Origin of the sequence: Methylocapsa sp. S129 (genome assembly GCF_009765995.1) — a bacterium.
GTDB lineage: Bacteria > Pseudomonadota > Alphaproteobacteria > Rhizobiales > Beijerinckiaceae > Roseiarcus.
Map to the genome: position 1 here is coordinate 162,008 of NZ_LMUI01000019.1, position 20,411 is coordinate 182,418.

The window sequence follows — 20,411 nt, forward strand, 5'->3', positions numbered from 1 at the left end:
AAATTGAGTTGGGGATTAGCATGTCCGAGCAGAAGATTGGCCGCCATTCCGCGCGCACCATAACGCGCGCGGATTTGTCGGAAGCGGTTTATCAGCGCGTAGGGCTTTCGCGCACCGAGTCTTCCGATCTGGTGCAGACGGTCCTCGACGAAATATGCGATGCGGCGGCGCGCGGAGAAACGGTGAAGTTGTCTTCATTCGGTTCCTTTGTGGTGCGCTCGAAGGGTCAGCGCATCGGTCGCAATCCCAAGACGGGGGTTGAAGTGCCGATTCTTCCGCGGCGGGTGATGGTCTTCAAGCCGTCGAACGTTCTGAAATCACGGATCAATGGCGGCGCCGCCAATGGTTCCGACAAGGATTGATCCGCCGTGCGGTTCTGACGTCCGCGTCAATGTGAGGAGCCATGGACAAGAGTCCTGACGCATTCCGCACCATCAGCGAAGCGGCCGACGATCTGGATTTGCCGCAACACGTGCTGCGCTTCTGGGAAACGCGATTCCCGCAAATCAAGCCGCTCAAACGTGGAGGCGGGCGCCGATATTATCGCCCCGACGATGTCGAGCTTTTGCGCGCGATCAAGCAGCTCCTCTATGGACAGGGATATACGATCAAAGGCGTCCAAAAGCTGTTCAAAGAGCAGGGCGCGCGCGCTGTCGCCTCAGCGAGACTGCCCCAGGCTTCGGACGACGCCGCCTTCGGGGCCGCCGCTGAGCGCTCGCATCCCGAACAGCACGATCCCGTTGTCCGATCGCCAGAGACTGAAGCGCCGACGGCGGTCGACGGGAAGGCGGCGTCGATGAGATTCTCCCTGGATGATTTACAGGCGCTGCGGGCCGCACTTGCCGATATCAGCGAGGGTGAGCGCATTCTCGCGCTCGCGCGCTAGCAAGAGGGTCGGCCAAGCCGCAGAAAAATGGTCGGAGTGGCGGGATTCGAACCCACGACCCCTTGTCCCCCAGACAAGTGCGCTAACCGGGCTGCGCTACACTCCGACGGCCGCCCTTATAGGGGAGCCAATCAGCACATGCAATCCGCATGACGGGCGCGCGATGTAGGTTAGGAAAATACGATTGTCGTTAAGTCGGCCTTACGATGTTTAAGCCCATAAACGCCATTGGATCGTGGAAACCTTCGGGCGGCACGTTATGGCTTTGCGGCCGAATTTCATCATGCGCATATTTCGCGCTTCGATTACGAACAAGCGCGAACTCTTCAATTATGTCGGTTGCATCACCGGCGTCTGCGTCGCGGTCGCTCTGGCGGTCGACGTCACCAACCAGTTGGCTTTCTTTGTCGACTGGGCGACGTGCCTGCGCTCCTGGGCGATCACGGTCATATTGGTTTTGGCCCTCGCGATTCCGATCTCCCGCACGATCGGCAACGCTCATCTCGAACTCTATCGGGCCCAAATTATTGGCCGAAAAGCTTAGTCGCACGGACCAACTCACCGGGCTTCCCAATCGCCGCGCGCTGATGGAGGTCGTCTATACCGCAAAGTTGAAAACGCTGGCCCTGGTGATTATCGATATCGATCGGTTCAAGCGCGTCAACGATACGCACGGCCATCTTGCTGGCGATGCCGTCATACGATCGGTAGGCCAAATGATGGCGGCGGACTTTAGCGAAATCGGCCATGTCGCGCGGGTCGGCGGCGAAGAATTCGCGCTGCTATCATCGGGCGTCTCGGCTGAATCTCTGACCGCCAAGCTGATGGCGTTTTGCGAAAGGGTGGGCTCGACGCCGGTCCTTATTAATGGCCTGGCGGTCCGTGTGACGATTTCAGCCGGGATCGCGCTGCGCCGGAAGAGTGAGACATTCGATCAGCTCTACTCGGCAGCCGACCGCGCCCTTTACGCGGCAAAGGCCTCCGGTCGAAATCGCGTCCGATTGTCTGACGGGGTTGATGCGCTTCGCGACGGGGACGACGTTGAACGGTTTGAATCGAGCCCGGATCAGTTTTCACTGAGCGCTTGAATCCAACCGGCGGCCAGGGCGATAAGAAACCATCCGCGATTCGCATAATGTATATTATGGAACCTGATGGCACATCAGAACGAGCTGGGCGCAGCATCTGACAAACGATCATAGATATTCATGTTCAGTCGCTTGTCGACTTATTCTCACACGTCCTATCAGCCAAGCTGCGAATGCGGGCCCCGCGATTTCAGTCAGCGCCAAGCATCTCGGCCAACGTCAAAGCGACGATTTCGGTCGCCTTGTAGAGATCGGCCAACGGCAGACGCTCGTCGGCGCGATGTGCGTTGGCTTCTTCGATCGTGCGCGGCCCAGCGCCATAAAGGACGATGGGCACGCCGGCCTTGGCGTAGTGACGCGCGTCCGTGTAGAGCGGCACGCCGCCGGCCTTGATTTCTTCGCCTATGATTTCGCTGGCGAAGACGCATAGAGTCCGGGTCAGTTTTTCGCCGGCTGGCGTCGGCATCAGCGGCTCGGCAAGCAGAATGCGCCGCACGTCGACTTTCGCTTCAGGATAGGCTTTGGCGGCATGAGCAATGACTTCGCGCAGTTCCGCCTCAACCTCGACGGGATTTTCTTCAGGGATCATGCGACGGTCGAGGCGAAAGACCACGCGATCGGGCACGACATTGGTGTTGATGCCGCCCGAAATCAGCCCGACGGTCATTTGCGGAGAGCCGATGCCGGGAACGGCTGAGACTTTGGCCGCGAGGCCGCGGCGCCAAAGATAGAGCGCGCTCAGAACAGCGTTCGCCGCCTCCAGCGCATCGACCCCGGTGAAAGGCTTGGCCGCATGGGCCGAGCGACCGAGTACCTCCACCTCAAGGTGGAGCGCGCCATTGTGGGCTGTCACTACGCCATAGGAAAAGCCGGCGCCCAGTGCGAGATCGGGGTGCGAAAGGCCGCTCTCCAGCAGCAGGCGCGGCCCGATTTCGCCGCCCGCCTCCTCGTCATAGGTGATGTGCAGTTCGATCGCGCCGCTGAGCTTGGCGCCGCTCTTTTCAAGCGCCAGCAAGGCGAACGCATAAGTCGCGATATCGGATTTCGACACCGCGACGCCGCGTCCATACATCCACCCGTCGACGATCTCAGCGCCATATGGATCCTTCGTCCAGCCTGCGCCTGGCGGCACGACATCGCCATGTGCGTTCAGCGCGATCGTCGGCCCCGCGCCGAACCGCCGGCGCACGATCAGGTTGGAAGCCGAGATCATGCCGTTGGCGCGCACGAGATCGGTGGAAACCTTATGGCTCTCGACGGTGAAGCCGAGGCCTTCGAGAAGCTTGGCGGTCAGCGCCGCCGCCGGATCGCAATCGCCGGGCGGATTATCGGAGGGAACTTTGACGATTTGCGCGAGAAAACGTGTCTCGGCGTCGCGGTTCGCCTCGATGAAGGCGTGAATAGCGTTGCGAATGGCGGGTTTCATGAGCGATATCTCGTTTCAGACGCATTCTTGTCGAGCTTGACCCATAGCCGCGTCAAGCCCGAACGAAACGCAAAGACTTTCGCAAATTTCAAGCGTCGCTCAGATATCCGGCACGTCGATCCGCATGCCGTCATAGGCCGGCGTGACTTTCTCCGGCAAGCGCCGCTTGAGTTCTTCATAGTCGAGGTCGGTGTGAAGATTGGTGATGATGGCGCGGCGCGGCTGCATTTTTTCGATCCAGGCGAGCGCTTCGTCGACCGACAGATGGGTTGGATGCGGCTTATAGCGCAAGCCGTCGATGATCCACGTATCGAGCCCTTCGAGGAAGGGTAGACTTGCCGCGGGAATGCCGTTGAGGTCCGGCGTATAGGCGAGGGCGCCAAATCGGAGGCCTAGGGCGGGGATTTCCCCATGTTCGAGCAGGAAGGGCAGCGCTTCGATCGGGCCGCCCTGCCCCTCGATCCGAACCGCCTGCCCGTTTACGAGGCGCTTTTCATTGGCGAGCGGGGGATAAAGGCTCCCCGCCGGCGATTCGAAGAGATAGTCGAAGGCCTGCAGGACCGCGCGCGACGTCGCCTCGTCCATATGGATGTCGATCCGCTTGCGCATCGCGATCACGAGCGGGCGCAGGTCATCCATGCCATGCGTATGATCGGCGTGCGAATGGGTCATGAGCACGCCGTCGAGACGCTCTACCGCGGCGCTCAGCAATTGCTCGCGCAGATCGGGCGATGTATCGACAAGCACGCTCGTCTTACCGCTGCTTCCGGCGCCCCCGCTGCGTTCCAGCAGGACCGAACAGCGCCGTCGTCGATTGCGCGGATTGTTGGGATCGCAATCGCCCCAGCCTTGCGCGACGCGCGGCACGCCTCCGGACGAGCCGCATCCCAAAATGGTCAGCGCGACGCTCAAGCGGCTTCATCCATCGGCGGCATTTTGGAAAACAGCCGCAGCGTATTGGCGCGCGTTGCAGCGGCGATCGCCTCCTCGTCAACGCCTTTGACCTGCGCCAGCATACGCGCGGTTTCGGTCACAAAAGACGGTTCGTTGCGTTTGCCCCGATAGGGAGCGGGCGCCAGAAATGGCGCGTCGGTTTCGACTAGTACTCGATCGATGGGCACATCGCGCGCGATGTCGCGCAGATCCTGCGAATTCTTGAAAGTCAGCACGCCCGAGAAGGACACGTAGAGGCCGAGCGCAAGCCCGGTTTGCGCCAGGGCGCGCGAGGACGTGAAGCAATGCAAAACCGCCTTGAAGGCGCCCTTCCCCATTTCCTCCGCAAGAATCGCGGCGACATCGTCGTCGGCGTCTCGCGCATGGATGACGAGCGGCAAATCAAGCGCGCGAGCAAGGCCGATTTGCGCGCGGAACACCTTGGCCGCGACATCGCGCGGCGCATAATCATAGTGATAATCGAGCCCCGCCTCCCCGATCCCCACGCATTTGGGATGAGCGGCGAACGCCCTTATCGCGGCGGCGTCGGTTTCCGCCTCCTCGCTCGCCTGATGCGGGTGGGTGCCGATAGTGAAATAGATCTGGGCGAACCGCTCGGCGAGCGCGACGAGCCGCGCGCCATGCGCGACGCGCGTCGAGATCGTGACGAGCCTCTCGACGCCCGCCGCGCCGGCGCGCGCGACGACGGCCTCGATCTCCTCCGCGAAGTCGGGAAAATCGAGATGGCAATGGCTGTCGATGAGCCTCATGGCGCCTCGACCCCGGGTTCGACGTAGCGCGGAAAAATGGGGGCGGGCGCAGGCAGGGGCGCCCCCGATTTGAGCCGGTGGCTCGCCTCCAGGCGCCCAGCTCCGCGCTCGTCAACGAGCGCCGCAAAATCGCGCGCCTCCATTGGAACCGCCAGAAGATCGAGCAGCTTGCCCATCGCGCCCGGAAGCACCGGCTGCAGCAGAATTGCCGCGATGCGCAACGTCTCGATCGTCACGTAAAGCACCATCCGCATCCGGGCGGGATCGGTTTTGGCGAGCTTCCAGGGTTCGTTATTGGCGAAATAGCGGTTCGCCTTGGCGACGACATCGAATATCGCGCCGAGATATTGGTGGATCGCGTAACTCTTCATATGGTCGCGGGCGGTCGCCAGCAGGGCGTCGGCCTCGGCGAGTAATTCGAGGTCGTCGCTTGTTGGCGCGCTTTCGCGCCAATCGGGCGCGGCGCTCGCGCAATTCTTGGCGATCATCGACAGCGAGCGTTGCGCGAGATTGCCAAGATCATTGGCGAGATCGGCGTTGATGCGCTGAACGATCGCCTCATGCGAATAATTGCCGTCCTGCCCAAACGGCACTTCGCGCAGGAAGAAATAGCGCAATTGGTCGAGGCCGTAGTCGGCGACAAGGGTCGCGGGGCTGATCACATTGCCCGTCGACTTCGACATTTTCTCGCCGCGGTTGAAGAGAAACCCATGCACCACGACCTGTCGGGGCAACGGCAATTTCGCCGACATCAGGAACGCCGGCCAGTAGATCGCATGAAAGCGAGAAATGTCCTTGCCGATGACATGCGCGTCCGCCGGCCAGAATTTCGCGCGCGGGCCGTCGTCGGGAAAGCCGGTCGCGGTGATGTAGTTCGTCAGCGCGTCCACCCAAACATACATCACATGCTTGGGATCGCCGGGGACCGGCACGCCCCAATCGAAAGCAGTGCGGCTGATCGAAAGGTCTTTGAGGCCGCGCTTCACAAAAGCGACGATCTCGTTGCGGTATTTTTCCGGCGTGACGAAGTCCGGGTTCGCTTCGTAATGCGCAAGCAGTCTGTCGCGAAAGTCTGAGAGGCGGAAGAAATAATTCTCCTCCCCCTCCACCCATTGCGCCGGCGCCCCGCTCGGCGCGAGTTTGGCGCCGTTGGGTCCATCGATGAGTTCGCTTTCGTCGACATAGGCTTCGTCGCGCACCGAATACCAGCCTGCGTATTTCGACAGATAGACGTCGCCGTTGGCCTTCATCCGCTCCCAGATCGCCTGGCTCGCGCGCCTGTGACGATCCTGCGTCGTGCGCACGATGTCGTCGGCGCGCGCATTGAGCGCCTCGCCCATCGCCTCGAACTCAGCGGCGACGCTGTCGACGAATTCCTGCGGCGTCAGGCCTTCGCGGGCCGCCGTTTGCTGCACTTTGAGGCCATGTTCGTCCATGCCGGTGACGAACAGGACGTCGCGTCCATCCAACCGCATGAATCGGGCGATTGCGTCCGTCGCGATGCGCTCATAGGCATGGCCGATATGAGGCGCCCCGTTGGCGTAGGGAATCGCGGTGGTGATATAGAAACGTTGGCGCTGGGTCATCAATGATGGTCCTAGAGTTTCCCGTATCTCGAAAATGCTCTAGGAGCTTCGACTTTTACAGGCGGCGCGCGACGGCGGAAAGTTCGGCGAAAACCGACAGGACATGCAATTTCTTGTCGAGATTATAGCTCTCGGTCTCACGCGTCGCGGCGCGAATCTTGTCCCATACCTCGGCAATTGACGCAAGACGCGCTCCCTGTTCGCCGCTCTTTGCGCGCGCGGCGAGCCAATCATAGAGCGCGTTCATCAACCCGTCGAAGGCGTCGCCCGCGCCGCGCGCGCTGACGGCGTCCGCGAGTTTATGGATTTCGCGAAAGTCAGCGTCCGGCAATCGCGCGATCGCCGCCTCGATCAGGGCGCCGACCTCGCCGGCGGCCGGATCGAGGCGCTTGAGAGCCTCGCGCACCGACCCGTTGGCGCGCGCCGCGGCGCGGTTTGCTTCCGCTTGCGGGATCGCCGCCCAGGGTTCGCCAAGTCCCCCGATTATTTGCGTGATGTCGGAAGGCGCAAGGCCGTCCAGAGTGAGGCGCCGGCAGCGCGATCGGATCGTGGCGAGAACTTGGCCCGGCCTATGGGCGACAATCAGGAACAGGGAGCGCGGCGGCGGCTCCTCGATCATCTTGAGCAGCGCGTTGGCGCCGGCGCGATTGAGGTCCTCGGCGCTGTCGACGATGCAAATGCGCCAACCGCCGGCGCCCGCCGACTTCTGAAACAATTGCAGGGCGTTGCGCACGTCCTCGACGCGAATTTCCGAATAGAAATTCTTCGATTGCGCATTCCAGTTTCGGCGCAATGCGGCGAGGTCGGGGTGGGCCAGCGCCAGGACTTGCCGCACGGCCGGCGCTTCCAAATCGACGCTCATGTCCTGGGCGGCGCGCACCTGCGCGCTGGTCGGATCGGGCTGGGCGAGAACGAAACGCGCAAAGCGCCAGGCGAGCGTCGCCTTGCCGACGCCCTCCGGGCCGCCGATCAGCCAGGCATGGGCGAGCTTCTCCGAACGATAGGCGTTGAGCAGCTCGCTCTCGCCGACAGCATGGCCGACCAATGTCTTCGTAAAGCGCGGATGCGGCGCGCCGGCGTAAAGGTCGCTTTCCTGCGTGGCGCTTTCGGGAGCTCGGCTCATGGGGGGGCGCTTTCCGTCTGGAGGGCGCTCGCTAGCCGGTCGCGCACGCAGGCCCAGATCGCCTCTGCGACTTCTTGCGGCGACTTGTCGGCGTCGATGACGGCGCAGCGTTCCGGCTCGCTCCGCGCAATATCCAGAAACGCCTGGCGCAGGGTTTCATGGAAAGCGGCGTCCTCGCGCTCGAACCGGTCCGCCATTTCCTTTTTGCCGCGTCTGGCCGCCGCGCGTGCGAGCCCTGTTTCGGTCGGCAGATCGAGGATGAGCGTCAGGTCGGGTCTGACATCGCCGACGGCGACGCGTTCAAGGCTGGCGATCAAGGCCGGATCGAGTTTGCCGGCCGCGCCCTGATAGGCCCTGGTCGAATCGGCGAAACGGTCTGAGATCACCCAGGCGCCGCGATGGAGGGCGGGCGCAATCGTGTGATCGATGTGATCGATGCGCGCGGCGCTGAACAGAATGGCCTCGCCGGCGGGGCCAAACGGCGCGGCCTTTCCCGACAGAATGACATCGCGCAACGCCTCGGCGCCCGGCGACCCGCCGGGCTCACGGGTGACGACGACGGAAATCCCCATGGGTTCGAGCCTTTGCGCCAATAATTGAGCCTGGGTCGACTTCCCCGCCCCCTCCCCGCCTTCCAGCGTGATAAACCGGCCTTTGGCTGGCGCGCTCATCGTCAGTTCTTCGCAAAAGTCTTGCGCAAGAATCCGCCGGCTAATTCAAGCCCAGCGTCAAGCGCGCGTTGCGTCAGCGTTCCCGTCGCGACCGATCCGCCGGTTCTGATCGGAATTTCGAGCACCTGCGTCTGGCCGCGCCATATTTTGAGCTGGCCGACCTCAACGCCTTCCGCCACCGGCGCGATGAGCGGGCCTTGATAGACGATCTTCGCCGAAAGCCTCTCTCCCGATCCATGCGCGGCGAAAACTTTGACCGGCTTTTCGGCCACCAACGCCACCTCCCCCTGCGCGCCGCCGTATACTTCAGCCTGGCCGACAACATCGCCCGGCTGGAACAGCGTCCTGGCGTCGAAAGATCGAAAGCCCCAGTCCAGGAGCTTGCGCGATTCCTCGGCCCGCTCGGCCGCCGTCTTCAGGCCGTTGACGACGACGATCAATCGTTGCCCGTTTTGGACGGCCGATCCAACCAGGCCAAAACCGCTCTCGGCGATATCGCCGGTCTTCAGGCCGTCCGCGCCCAGATCCATCGTCAGCAAGGGATTGCGGTTGAGCTGGCGGATCTTGTTCCAGGTGAACTCGCGCTCGCCGAAATAGTGATAAAAATCGGGATAGTCCGTAATGATATGAGCGGCCAATTGCGCCATTTCGCGCGGCGTCACCCGTTCGTGCGGATCGCCCTTGCCCCAGACATTGGCGAATGTGGAATGCGTCATGCCGAGCGCGGCGGCGCGCTTGTTCATGAGGGCGACGAAATTCTCTTCGGTGCCGGAGACGCCCTCGGCCAGCGTAATCGCCGCGTCATTGCCGGATTCGATCAGCAGGCCGCGCAGGAGATCTTCGATCCGCGCCCTGCTATGGACGGACAAGAACATCGCTGAACCATGGGAGGGCGCTCCTCCCGTCCGCCACGCATTTTCCGAGACTTCAAATTCATCGTCAAGTTTGAGGCGGCCTTCTTTGATTTCGTGGAACACGATCTCGGCCGTCATCAGCTTTGACGTTGACGCCGGCGACATCAGCTCGTCGGCGTTCTTTTCGAACAGAACCGCGCCGCTCTCATAATCCATGAGCAAGGCGAATGGCGCGTTGGTTTGAAAGCTCTGCGCCTGAGCCTGGACGAGACTCCATCCGGCGGCGATAGCCACGACAACCGGAACCATGGTCGCGCGCAAACTCAACAAGGGCGCCCCTCGAGCTGCGCGGACGACATCGCCAGCGCGGTTCCCTCCTATTTGCATTGCAAAGCCGGCAAATCAACGGCCGAGATAGCGCGCCGTCCCGGAGTGTTTAGGGCTGTTTGCTCAACGGAACGAAGCCCTGCGCCTTAAGCCGATCGAACGGCCCCCCGTGTCGCATGAACATTCGCACACTGGCGCTGTCGGCGAAATAGAGAGCGTTGTCGGTCGCGGCCGTCTGCAGTTTGGGACGAGGAGGCGGCGTCATTTCCGATGACCTGACGGCCGTCACGGGGACCGCCGCGTCCGGGATCGTGCCGAGATCGAAGGGGCGCGCGGGCGGGGTCGGCGCGTGGATCGGCAACGGTTTCGCCGGCTCCGCGAGAGCTTCCATCGGGGCGGCGGGCGCGGGTTCGGGCGCCGGAGGCGCCGGAGGTTGTGGACGCGCCGGAGCGGGGGTCAGAGCTTTCGCCAGACTCGCGACCGGATTGCTGTTGCTGGCCATCATCACCGGGCTGCCGTCCGGCGCGCCATCCAGCGTCGCCGGGGCGCCGTCAAGACGCAGCGTCGCCAAAAGCTTTGAATCGTCGGAGCCTTCAAGCGCGGCGCGGCCGATATATTCGACTTTGACGTGAGCCGTGCCGGCGCCCTTGAAGTCGAGCGCGTCGGCGACGCGCGAAGAAACGTCCATGACGCGCCCGCCGTGGTAAGGACCGCGATCGTTGACGCGCACGATGATCGAATGGCCGTTGCCCAGATTGGTGACCCTGGCGTAGCTCGGCAAGGGCATGGTCGGATGGGCCGCGGAAATGGATTCCTTGTCGTAGATTTCGCCATTGGCCGTACGACGTCCCTGGAAGGCGTCGCCGTACCAAGACGCCATGCCGACGGCCGTATAGGATTCATTTTCCGAGGGATAATAGGTATGGCCGGCGATCGTATAGGCGTGTCCGACGAGATATTGGCCGCCGCCGTGCGGAACGGCTTGTCCGTCGCCAATCACGCGCGGACTGGCGTGGCCGTATTTTGCCTGTGAGAAATACTCTCGCCCATTGGACGAGTGCCTGACTTGCGGCGGTTGCGCGCAGCCCGTGACGCCTGCCGCGATCGTCAGCACCGCAATTTGCGCTACCTGCCGTCTTGAAATTGCGTCCACGAACAGGCGGGAGACGTTAATCATGGATACGAACTCGGGACGGCGACGCGACGGCGTCAACGCAAGAACAATCGGATAAGCGGAAGCCCGGCGGGCGACGACCGCATGACAACTTCATTCCAACGGTCACTTTTGCCCCCGCTTCCTTTCCAAAGCCCTAACGTATCCTGTGGGCCATGGCGAAACTAATATGACAAATTAGCAGCACCGCGCGCGCGCGGCAACTCGGTCGGGATTTCCGCGCAAAGTTCGTCGGAAATCCATGCGGCAGCCGACGACCGAATCGCGACAGGGTCTGCTCGCTCCCGAGGGCCTTCATGTATAGTTTTTCAGTTGGGCGACAGTGTAGGTTGGATTCAGATAGGGCCCGAGAATTGGCGCCATCAAACTATTGAAAAAATCCAAAGTATGGGCGTAGGACGCGGTGACGATGACGCCTGTCTGGCCGGAAGAGAAATTGGCTTGCGCCACGGTTGTCTGCGCCGCCGTCATCGTCGCGCTGGCGGGATAGGAATAGACGACGGTCGGCGTCGTCCCTGACATTGTGACTTCGAACATGGTCAGCGTCAGCGGTGGGCTGGTCGTGGTGAGCTGCGGCGCGATATTGGCGATCGTGTAGGAGGATGAATATTCGTTAAGTTCCGTCTGGCAGGCCGTCGCGCAATCCGCCCAGGCGATCGCAAATTGCGTCGCCAAACGGTTGGTCGCGACATAGACTTGAAAAATGCGCCCGAATTCGACGATCGCGGCGAACATGAAGAGAATGATAGGCAGGACAAGGGCAAACTCCGACGCTGCGGCCGCTCGCTTCGACGTCCAGAATTTGCTTGGCGCATGTGGCATGGCTTACGTGCCTTGACGACGGACGAGCGCGGCCGATTGGACCTTCGCAAGCGAACTGAATCCTGGCGCGAAAATTAGCACGCTCGCCTGCGCCCGCAACACAAGAACGCTCGTGGTCGAGCCATAATCGTTCGTGCCGTCCACGATGGGCACAGCCGCGCTGTCGAGCAAGATCAATTCCCTGATCTCGACCGCGGAGGTCGAGTCATTATTGATGAGTCCGCCGGCGCTCGCCACGACAGCAGCCTTCAGGGCAGCGGCGTTCGGCAACGTCGGCGTCGCGCCTGTTGTGAAATTGTTGCGGAGCGTTTCCGCTGTGCGCAATACGCCGCTGTCGAGAGCGGATTGCGCCATGAAATAGAGGCACATCTGCAGGAGCGCGACCAGGAGCAAAATGAAGGGCGAGGACACGATCGCAAATTCGATGGCGGCGGCGCCCCGCCCGTCGTGCAGAAACGGCGAAAGCCCTCTTTGCGCCGGCCGGCGCTGACGCGCGGCGCAGCTCACTGTTCCGCTGCCGGAGGGGTCATGGGGTCCGCGACGATCGAGAAGCCGGTATAGCTGGTCAGCGTGTCATGCGTCGGGCTTGGCGCGGGGATCGTCACATAGCTCGCTGGCGGCGAAGTCATATAGGGGCTGCCGAGCGCGGTCAGCTTCACATCGTCGATGGTCCCGCCATAAGTCGCCGCCGGCGCGCCAAGCGCGGAGGCCGTCAGCCAGTAATAGGCCGGCTTGGTGATCAGGATGCTGGCCGTGCGGGCTTGCCAGGTTGTTGCATAACCGCAGATGTCGAGGAGCGGATTGACCTGCGATGAATTATAGCTGGTGAGGCTGATGCCGTTGGGCGCGACGGTCGGAGTCGTCGACGTGGTGCCGTCCGGATTGGTGTAGGAGGTCGTGGAGTTGAGCGCTCCTCCGCCGATCGGCGTGCTCGCCTCCAACGCATGCGACATGAAGAGGCCGACGATGTTGCTGTTGAGATTCTCGGTGGCCGAAACGCCGGTCGGCCGCGATTTGGCGGTGGCGGTCCCTGTCAGCGACGCGACATTGGCCGCCGAAGGCGTCGCCCCGCAATAGACGCCCGACAAGGACGAGAATTGCCCATCGGAGATGTAATCGTAGCTTACCTGATAATATCCCGGGTCGAGCAGGAAACCGCGGCTGATCAGGCGATTGGAGGTGGTCATCGAACCCGACTTGGTTCCGTCGACCTCAACCGCCTGCGAGCCTTGAGCCGCGCTTTTCATGACGTAGTCGATTTGGTTGTAAGGCGCCGCCGCCCAGCCGCTCGCCGCCAGATTCGGCCAGCCGTCGTTCGACGCGCCGCTGGTCCCGACGCTATTGTTCATATTGCCGTTGGCGTTGACATAAGCGCTCGAACCGGTCGTTGAATAGGAATAGGTCGGGCTCTCGAACGTGTCCTCGAACAGGTTCGTCGAGGTCAGCCATGCGGACGGGAAATTGTCCTGCACCGTATTCACGCATGTGCCGGCGCAGAGGCGAAGGTCGGCGATCGACCCGCCATAGGAATCGTTTTGGCCATCCGCCGCGAAGCTCAGCCAATACCAGCCGGCCGTCGTAATATCGATGCGGATGCTCCGCTCGATCCAATTCTGATTGGCTGTATAGACGCACATGTCGACCAAATTGGAGCCGCCGAGCGACTGGGTTCCATCGATTGTCTTATGCGTGGGCGGCACGCCGGTTGTATTGAGATCGAGATAGACGTTGATTTGATTGTCTCTCAGGGCGCCGGGGACCGGCCCGCCGGATGAGTTCGTATCATTCGCCCAGGAAAGATCGCTCGCCGCGGAGCCGCAAATATAAGCCGGATTATAGTCGGGATAGTTGACGCGCGAATTGTAAAACCAGCGCACTTCATAATTGCCGGCCGGCAGATATTGCTCAGTCGAGATCGACGAATTGCCAGCCGTGCCAGAGCCGTTTTCGCAGTCGAGTTCGGCGCTATGCGTGCCGACCGGCACCGTCGGCCAGAGAATGCCCACGGTGTCAATCTCGACGCAATAGCCCATGACGACCCATTGCGTGCCCGTCGTGCCGGTATAGCCGATCGTCGAGGTCGGGGTCGAATTGGGAGTCGTGAGCGTCTTTCCGTTTCCCGTGTTGGTTGTGGACCCGGGCGCCGGGTAGTACCACCAACAAGCGCCGGTGCATCCGGAGGTTCCAAATGTCTCCTGAACGAGATAGGAGCCCGAAGTGGCGCTCGCCGTGACGCTCGAGGGCGTGTCGTAGCAATGCACCGACGCCGAGACCGGCATTTGCGTGATCTGGGCGATCTGCATGAATGTTGTCGGAACATTCGCCGTCAAACTTACATTCGCCGGCCCGTTTTGCGTCGATGTGAAGGGCGTCGCGGTCGTCTGGGTGTATTGGAAATTCTGGCTTTGCAGGTTCGTCGTGATGAAGCTGGCGACTTTCGATGCGTAGGTATTTGAGCCGGTGTAGCTCGTGGCATCGGTCGCAAGAAGGGCGTTGCGGCTGGCGTATTGACAGGCGAGCGTCGCGACTGCGTTGAGCTTCTGTTGGGCATTATAGGCGCGCCCCAAATCCACGGCGCCGCCGGCCGCGATCGTGATCGCCACAATGGAAAACGCAAAGACAGTCGCAATATTGCCGCGCGCATCCTCTTTGAAACGCGCGAACGGCAACGCTCTTTTGAGTCCGGCGATAAGGCGGGAAAGCATCTGCGGACCTTTGGTCGAATTTGGCCGAATAGACTGGCAAAGGGTTTAGGCTTTGCTAAAGCGGCGCTCTGTCAGGAGTGAATCCGCGTTCCGCGCCCGTTAATTAGAAAAAACCCCGCGGGTATGGATTACAAATTCTCTCAGTCGGCGAATAATTTCGATGAATGGATTGGCGGCCCGCGCCGACGCGGCTTGGCCGACGGAAAATGCGCTTTGCGCTTCGTCTCGCGCCGCACGCGAGGGCGACAGGAACCGCAGATGGAAGCGCTCCGGAATAGCCGGAGCGCCCGAATGGTCCGATAGGGTCCGTCAAAACGCTCGCTAAGTCCTTGATTCTCGCCCGCCCGGAAGGGCGCGAGCTTCCGCGCAATGAGCAATATCAATGACTTGACCCCCTTCGACCTTCCACATCGAAATTTCGGGACGCAAAATGGCGCCTGCGCGCCTTGCGGTTGACGGCGAAGCGGGCGGGCTGGCCGGGCGTCTTGACTCAATCGATTGGGCTTTCGGGCGCAGAGAGCGGGCGCGTTCAAGGCGGTTTCCCTCGGGATGTTCTTTTTGGAAAAAGGGCCATAAGACTATCATAAATTTGTATTTTCAGAAAGAACATTCTGCGCCGCCGCCCTTTTGGCAGAGGCTCAAGGCCTCAGCCAAAGGGGCGGCGCTATTGTCGCCCCGCCCCGGCTACGCGCCGGCCGAAAAAATCATTGATTCAGCACACACCAATATCCATTGGCCGAAACGGCTGACGTCTGCGAATGCAGACCCGGCGGGCATATCCGGCGCTCGGACAGATATTGGGCCTGATACGGGTTCGACGGTCCGGCGGGCATGCATCCGCCGAGCGGCGCCGACAGCGCGATGATCAAAGCGCAAGATTTGAGAAGGCGGTTTTTCATAACAGACCCCGGTCGTTGTCCGTAGTCTATACGCTGCTGTCTCGCCTTAGTTTCCGTTGAACGGACGGCGCGGTCGGCTCAGCACGCGGCGATATTCATTTGTGGACCCGGCTGACAGTCCGCGCGTGTCGGCCCGACGGGCGTTCCCAGCAATGAGGCTTCACTTGAAGCCCGGATATCATTGGTGAGCGCGGTGGGACTCGAACCCACGACCCTCTGATTAAAAGTTCGAAACGGGCTCCTCGCTGTCGTTTCTAATTGCACGCTACACCCCGACGTCGGCAAAAAGCTCTTTTGATCATAGCGGCTTATCGCGTAGCGTCGCGGTCTGTCGAGCCGAAACCCTCAAACCTCCCGGTTCGACAAAACCGTTTGAAAACCGTTTTAGCTCGCCTGGGCTTCAAATATGGCTGACGTCCGAATTCTGCTGACGGATAAAACGATCGCTCAGTTATCCGCGCCAGACGATGGTTGGTATTTGGCTCGCGACACCGAGTTGAAGGGCTTCTTCGTCGTCGTCGGAAAACGTAAGCGGACGTTCACGATCCAAGGCGACCTCAGAAAAGGTGGCAAGCGGGTGTCGTCGATCCGGGTCTCGATTGGCGACACGAGTGAAATCTCGACGCGAACCGCCCGCGCCACCGCAAAGGAATATTTGGCTCAGATCAGTCGAGGGCAGCACCCGAAGCCAGTGAAAAACGGGCTCAGCGGTTCAAGTGGGGGCACTGATAACAAGGCGCCATCAGCAGACGTCACGCTCAGGCAAGCGTGGCAGCGGTATTTGGAAGCCCATCTGGTTCGGAAAAACCGCAGCGAGAAGATCATCGCCGGCTATCGCGATCATGTGGAGCGCATTTTCGCGGAATGGCTTGACACCCCTTTGCACGAGCTTGGCGCCGATCCGGCTCGCGTGGCGAAAAAGCACGACGATGTCACGAAGGAGAACGGACCCTATCTCGCGAACGGGGCGATGCGCACCTTGCGGGCGATTTACAATCATGCGCGGAAGACGAACAAAAAGCTTCCCTCCGACAATCCCGCGGACGCGGTCGATTGGAACGAGGAGAAGCGCCGCGACACCGGAATGGGCGCGCGTGACCTGAAAGGATGGTTCTCGGAGTTGGCGTTGCTGGAGAACCCAGTGCGTCGTGAATTTCATCTATTCATGTTGTTGTCCGGTTCGCGGCCGACCGCTCTGCAGGGGATCAAGCCTGATCACATAGACTTCCGAAGGCGCACATTGCACGTGGCCAAGCCTAAGGGCGGCAGCAAGCGCGCATTTGATATCCCGTTGTCGCGCGAGATGATTCTGTGTCTCGCGCGGGCCATTCGGTTCGGCAGGGAAATGTACCCATTGCAGGCGAGAGAATGGGTATTCCCAGCCGACAGCGAATCAGGGCATCTCGCCGAAACAAAAGAAGATCGAAGTGAGCTCTCCAAGTGGGGCAATGATCTTCGGCAAACCTTCAGAACCATCGCGACGGCTGCAGGTGTTTCGGAGATCGACGCCAAGCTCCTGATGAACCACTCCATTCCTGGCGTGAACGCCGGCTACATCACTCGGCATAAGCTTCTCGAAGATCATCTGCGCCGCCAGCAGCAAGCGATCAGCAGCACGGCGCTTGCGGCGCAAGGTTCCACACTTGCCGAAAATCGAGCCCTTGATGGTTGGCTGGGTCGGGGCGCGGCCCGGCGAGCGGTTTTCGATACCGAGAGCCAGGGCTCTACTTCCGGCAGAGAGCGGCCACCTATTCTTCGAGCCGCCTAGGGTCTGGACGCAACCGCTCGAACGGCGGAGGTGCACTTGCGGCTCTGCGATCTAGTGGCGTGATGGTCGCGGCGACTCCCTCAGGATGCGACCGCGAAGTCCGTCGAAGCACTGAGGTCGCTCCATTTGCGGTCGGCCTCGGCCTTTCGGGCGTCGGCGCTCCCGACGATCCTGAGCGCATCGCTGCCGAGCAGTAGACGGAGCGGCGGATCGTCCATGCCGACGACCTTGAGGATCGCCTGGGCCGCCCTGGCTGGGTCGCCGGGTTGCTTGCCGTCGTAGTCACGCTGGAACCGCGCCGCTTGGCCCACGGTGGCGTCGTATTACGGGCGGATCATGTGGATTGTCTGGGACGAGCCAGCGAAGTCGGTACGAAAACCGCCGGGCTCGAAGATGGTCACCTTGACGCCCAGCGGCGCCAACTCGGTCACCATCGCTTCCGAAAACCCCTCGACCCCAAACTTCGCGGCCGAATAGGGGGCCCGGCCCGTCGACCCGATCCGTCCTCCGACAGACGAGAAGTTCAGGATGTGGCCTGAGCCCTGGGCGCGCATGATCGGGATCGCGGCCTTCGACAAGTGAATCGGCCCGAAAAGATTGGTGTCGGTCTGCGCGCGGAAGTCCTCGATGCTGGTGTCTTCGATTGGGCCGAGGTTCCCGTAGCCGGCCACATTCGCCACCACGTCCAGCCGGCCGAAGCGTTCGACCGCGGCGTCCACCGCGGCTTGCGCCGCGCCAAAGTCGGTCACATCGAGTGGCCGCAGGATCACCTGGGCGGTGTACCGATCGGACAGGTCCTCAAGGCCGTGGGTGTTTCGGGCTGTGGCGACGAGATTGTCGCCGGCGTCGAGCACCCGCTTCGGCGAGTGCGCGGCCGAGGCCGCGCGAACTTCCGGTTATGAGCCATGTCCTGGACATTCGTGCCTCCATTGGGTTGGTGCGGCAGATGTGACACGGCAGCACTGATCTGATAAGTCGATCAAAATGACGCAAGCTGATGTAAAAAATCGCGCAATGAGGCGAGCCAACTTGAGCTCGAAGCCGTGGTGGCTGTCGCCCGGCACGGCGGCTTCCGGATTGCGGCGCGCGAACTCGATATGTCGTCCTCGGCGCTCAGCCACGCGGTGGCGGCGCTGGAGGCGCGCCTGGGCGTTCGCCTATTCAACCGCACCACGCGCAGCGTCGCCTTGTCCGCCGAAGGCGAGCGGTTCGTCGCGGAAGTCGCCCCGGCTTTGGCTGCGATCCGCACTGCCATGGAACACATCGATGAATATCGCGCCGAACCGGCAGGCGTCTTGCGTCTGAATCTGCCGCTCGGCGCAGGGCGGATGATCCTCGCGCCGCTGGTGTTCGAGTACATGCGCCACTATCCGCGGGTGGCGGTGGACATGGTGACCGAAGGGGCGATGGTGGACATCGTGAGGCACGGCTTCGACGTCGGCGTGCGGCTCGAAGAGTTTGTCCCGCCCGACATGATCGCCGTACCGATCACCCGTCCGATACGCTCTATCGTCGTCGGCTCCCCCGCCTATTTTTCGGCGCGCAGGAGGCCAAAGACTCCGGCTGAGCTGGCGCAGCACCGCTGCATTCGCCGACGCACGGGGAACGGGACGATCTATCGCTGGGAATTTGAAAAACGCGGTGAAGCCGTCGCGGTAGACGTCCAGGGCCAGTTGATCCTCGACGACGGCGACCTAATGCTGCAGGCCGCCCTGGCTGGGGAGGGTCTGGCCTATCTCTCTGACATCGCGACCGCGGCGTCGATCGAACCCGGCCTCTTGTTGCCGGTGCTCGAAGACTGGTCGCCAGAATTCCCGGGTCTTTGTCTCTACTATCCGAGCCGCCGCAACATTCCCGCCCGGTTGCGCGCCTTCATCGATCTGGCCCGCCGGCAGGCGAGGTACGCTTCACGCTTCCAGGGTGAGGCTCGGCTCCTAGGTCCCCGTGGGACTTCGACGCCCGCCGACTGTAGAGTTCATACAGTTCATCGACGACCCGCTGCGTCGTAGGCGTGACCGGTTCGCGACCCAGTACTAGTCAAAACCTTTGAGGTTTTTGCGCGCCGCGGCTCCGGGGTGCCTTGCGGGGTGGGGCCGCCGCAAGCCCAATCAAGAAGCTCTGCAGTGTGAACGATCGGGATCGACGTTCCAGCGGCAATTTGTGTGATACAGCCAATATTGCCGGTGGCGATTAAATCCGGCTTCACACGTTCAATATTGGCGACTTTCCGGTCTCGTAAGCGCCCAGCGATTTCCGGCTGCAGGATGTTGTATGTGCCCGCGGAGCCACAGCAGATATGGCCTTCGGGCACGTCGCGCACGACGAAGCCCGCGCGACGCAACAGCGCTTTCGGCTTGGTCGTGATTTTCTGACCATGCTGCATCGAGCAGGCTGAGTGATATGCTACGACGAGCCCGCTAGGATCGCCGAAGGGCAGATCGAGCCCGTTAAGATATTCCGTCACGTCTTTGGCCAGCGCGGAAACGCGGGCCGCCTTCTCCGCATAGCGCGGATCGTCGCGCAACATGAAGCCATAGTCCTTGATCGTCGTGCCGCAGCCCGACGCCGTCACGAGGATTGCCTCCAGGCCGCCGTCGTCGATCTCGCGCATCCAGACGTCGATATTGGCGCGCGCTTGCACGAGCGCACGCTCCTCGAGCCCCATATGATGGACCAGCGAGCCGCAGCAGCCTTCGCCGGTCGGCAACACGATGTCGACGCCAGCGCGGTTCAGCAGCCGGATCGTGGCAGCGTTGATTTGCGGCGCCAGCACCGCCTGGGCGCAGCCGGTGAGCAGAGCGACGCGCTGGCGTCTATCCACGCCGTTGGCCGCATTGAAGGCGCCCGGTCCTTCGGTCGAAACGCGGGCGGGCAATTGCGCAGGCGCGAGCGTCATCATCGCGGTGAGCCTGGCGCCGACCCTAGGGATGCGTGCGAGGACGGGAGCCAGCGGCCGGCCGACCCTCGCAAACAGGAGCGCGGCGCGAAACAGATTGCGCGAGGGCAGCACGCGCGCCAGCAGCATACGCAACAGCCTGTCGCCGAGCGGGCGCCTGTAGGTCGCCTGGATATAGGCGCGGGCGTGATCGACTAAGTGCATGTAGTGCACGCCCGACGGACAGGTCGTCATGCAGGCGAGGCACGAAAGACAGCGATCGACGTGTTTGACAACGTCCTTCGACGCCGCCCGGTTGTTCTCCAGCATGTCCTTGATGAGGTAGATGCGCCCGCGCGGACTATCGAGTTCGTCGCCGAGCAACAGATAGGTCGGGCACGTCGCCGTGCAGAAGCCACAATGAACGCAGGAGCGTATGACTTTCTCCGACGCCTGCATATGCGGATCGGCGAGAAGAGTGGTGGAGAAATTCGTTCGCACAGA

The 20,411-nt window shown here is 61.8% G+C and carries 18 protein-coding genes, 1 tRNA gene and 1 pseudogene; 6 read left to right on the forward strand and 14 right to left on the reverse strand.

The features are described 5' to 3' along the window. The first annotated feature begins 20 nt into the window (after positions 1–20). Both GSQ90_RS12345 and GSQ90_RS12350 read left to right on the forward strand, forming a co-directional pair. A complete protein-coding gene (locus GSQ90_RS12345; protein WP_158815134.1) occupies positions 21–362 on the forward strand; it encodes an integration host factor subunit alpha in 342 nt (113 codons plus the stop codon). 41 nt (positions 363–403) lie between these two features. Continuing rightward, the gene (locus tag GSQ90_RS12350; protein WP_158815135.1) at positions 404–886 is read left to right on the forward strand and encodes a MerR family transcriptional regulator; all 483 of its coding nucleotides are present in this window, start codon (positions 404–406) and stop codon (positions 884–886) included. Between the two features lie 28 nt (positions 887–914). Here the strand turns inward: GSQ90_RS12350 and GSQ90_RS12355 are convergent. Continuing rightward, positions 915–992, reverse strand: a tRNA-Pro gene (locus GSQ90_RS12355). Positions 993–1,145: 153 nt separating this feature from the next. Between GSQ90_RS12355 and GSQ90_RS12360 the strand changes: the two genes are divergently transcribed. Continuing rightward, positions 1,146–1,430: a hypothetical protein gene (locus GSQ90_RS12360; RefSeq protein WP_158815136.1), complete on the forward strand. Its 285-nt coding sequence runs from the start codon at positions 1,146–1,148 to the stop codon at positions 1,428–1,430. Continuing rightward, positions 1,414–1,974 carry a GGDEF domain-containing protein gene (locus GSQ90_RS12365; RefSeq protein ID WP_158815137.1) on the forward strand — a complete coding sequence of 187 codons (561 nt, stop codon included), beginning with the start codon at positions 1,414–1,416 and terminating at the stop codon, positions 1,972–1,974. Before GSQ90_RS12360 ends, GSQ90_RS12365 begins: the two co-directional genes overlap by 17 nt. Positions 1,975–2,164: 190 nt before the next feature. Here GSQ90_RS12365 and GSQ90_RS12370 read toward each other — a convergent pair whose 3' ends face one another. From GSQ90_RS12370 to GSQ90_RS12420, 11 genes are all read right to left on the reverse strand, one after another. Continuing rightward, complete coding sequence (locus tag GSQ90_RS12370; RefSeq protein ID WP_158815138.1) at positions 2,165–3,400, reverse strand: M20/M25/M40 family metallo-hydrolase; 1,236 nt, start codon at positions 3,398–3,400, stop codon at positions 2,165–2,167. A gap of 99 nt (positions 3,401–3,499) precedes the next feature. Next, complete coding sequence (locus GSQ90_RS12375) at positions 3,500–4,312, reverse strand: MBL fold metallo-hydrolase (protein WP_158815139.1); 813 nt, start codon at positions 4,310–4,312, stop codon at positions 3,500–3,502. Next, a complete protein-coding gene (locus GSQ90_RS12380; RefSeq protein WP_158815140.1) occupies positions 4,309–5,103 on the reverse strand; it encodes a TatD family hydrolase in 795 nt (264 codons plus the stop codon). Before GSQ90_RS12380 ends, GSQ90_RS12375 begins: the two co-directional genes overlap by 4 nt. Further along, positions 5,100–6,689 (reverse strand): methionine--tRNA ligase, encoded by a 1,590-nt coding sequence (metG, locus tag GSQ90_RS12385; protein ID WP_158815141.1) that lies wholly within the window; start codon positions 6,687–6,689, stop codon positions 5,100–5,102. Before metG ends, GSQ90_RS12380 begins: the two co-directional genes overlap by 4 nt. 55 nt (positions 6,690–6,744) lie before the next feature. Beyond that, positions 6,745–7,812: a DNA polymerase III subunit delta' gene (locus GSQ90_RS12390; protein ID WP_158815142.1), complete on the reverse strand. Its 1,068-nt coding sequence runs from the start codon at positions 7,810–7,812 to the stop codon at positions 6,745–6,747. After that, positions 7,809–8,483 (reverse strand): dTMP kinase, encoded by a 675-nt coding sequence (tmk, locus tag GSQ90_RS12395; protein WP_174247470.1) that lies wholly within the window; start codon positions 8,481–8,483, stop codon positions 7,809–7,811. Before tmk ends, GSQ90_RS12390 begins: the two co-directional genes overlap by 4 nt. A 2-nt stretch (positions 8,484–8,485) precedes the next feature. Then, complete coding sequence (locus GSQ90_RS12400; RefSeq protein ID WP_174247475.1) at positions 8,486–9,646, reverse strand: D-alanyl-D-alanine carboxypeptidase family protein; 1,161 nt, start codon at positions 9,644–9,646, stop codon at positions 8,486–8,488. A gap of 127 nt (positions 9,647–9,773) precedes the next feature. After that, positions 9,774–10,841, reverse strand: a complete 1,068-nt coding sequence (locus GSQ90_RS12405) for a septal ring lytic transglycosylase RlpA family protein (RefSeq protein ID WP_158815144.1) — start codon at positions 10,839–10,841, stop codon at positions 9,774–9,776. Positions 10,842–11,132: 291 nt separating this feature from the next. Next, entirely contained in the window at positions 11,133–11,660 is a 528-nt protein-coding gene (locus GSQ90_RS12410) for a TadE family protein (protein ID WP_158815145.1), read from the reverse strand. 3 nt (positions 11,661–11,663) lie between these two features. After that, positions 11,664–12,167, reverse strand: coding sequence for a TadE/TadG family type IV pilus assembly protein (locus tag GSQ90_RS12415; protein WP_158815146.1), 504 nt, complete (start codon positions 12,165–12,167; stop codon positions 11,664–11,666). Then, positions 12,164–14,365 (reverse strand): TadE/TadG family type IV pilus assembly protein, encoded by a 2,202-nt coding sequence (locus GSQ90_RS12420; RefSeq protein ID WP_158815147.1) that lies wholly within the window; start codon positions 14,363–14,365, stop codon positions 12,164–12,166. The genes GSQ90_RS12415 and GSQ90_RS12420 overlap by 4 nt, the downstream gene beginning before the upstream one ends. 1,305 nt (positions 14,366–15,670) lie before the next feature. Here GSQ90_RS12420 and GSQ90_RS12425 point away from each other — a divergent pair. After that, positions 15,671–17,032, forward strand: a complete 1,362-nt coding sequence (locus tag GSQ90_RS12425; protein WP_158815148.1) for an integrase arm-type DNA-binding domain-containing protein — start codon at positions 15,671–15,673, stop codon at positions 17,030–17,032. A gap of 80 nt (positions 17,033–17,112) precedes the next feature. Here GSQ90_RS12425 and GSQ90_RS12430 read toward each other — a convergent pair. Then, a pseudogene (locus GSQ90_RS12430) lies at positions 17,113–17,950 on the reverse strand (oxidoreductase). A 125-nt stretch (positions 17,951–18,075) separates the two neighbouring features. Between GSQ90_RS12430 and GSQ90_RS12435 the strand changes: the two are divergent. Continuing rightward, positions 18,076–19,041, forward strand: coding sequence for a LysR family transcriptional regulator (locus GSQ90_RS12435; RefSeq protein WP_246731560.1), 966 nt, complete (start codon positions 18,076–18,078; stop codon positions 19,039–19,041). Here the strand turns inward: GSQ90_RS12435 and glcF are convergent. Continuing rightward, positions 19,017–20,408: a glycolate oxidase subunit GlcF gene (gene glcF / locus GSQ90_RS12440; RefSeq protein WP_158815149.1), complete on the reverse strand. Its 1,392-nt coding sequence runs from the start codon at positions 20,406–20,408 to the stop codon at positions 19,017–19,019. The two genes, GSQ90_RS12435 and glcF, sit on opposite strands and share 25 nt — an antisense overlap. Positions 20,409–20,411: the final 3 nt, after the last annotated feature.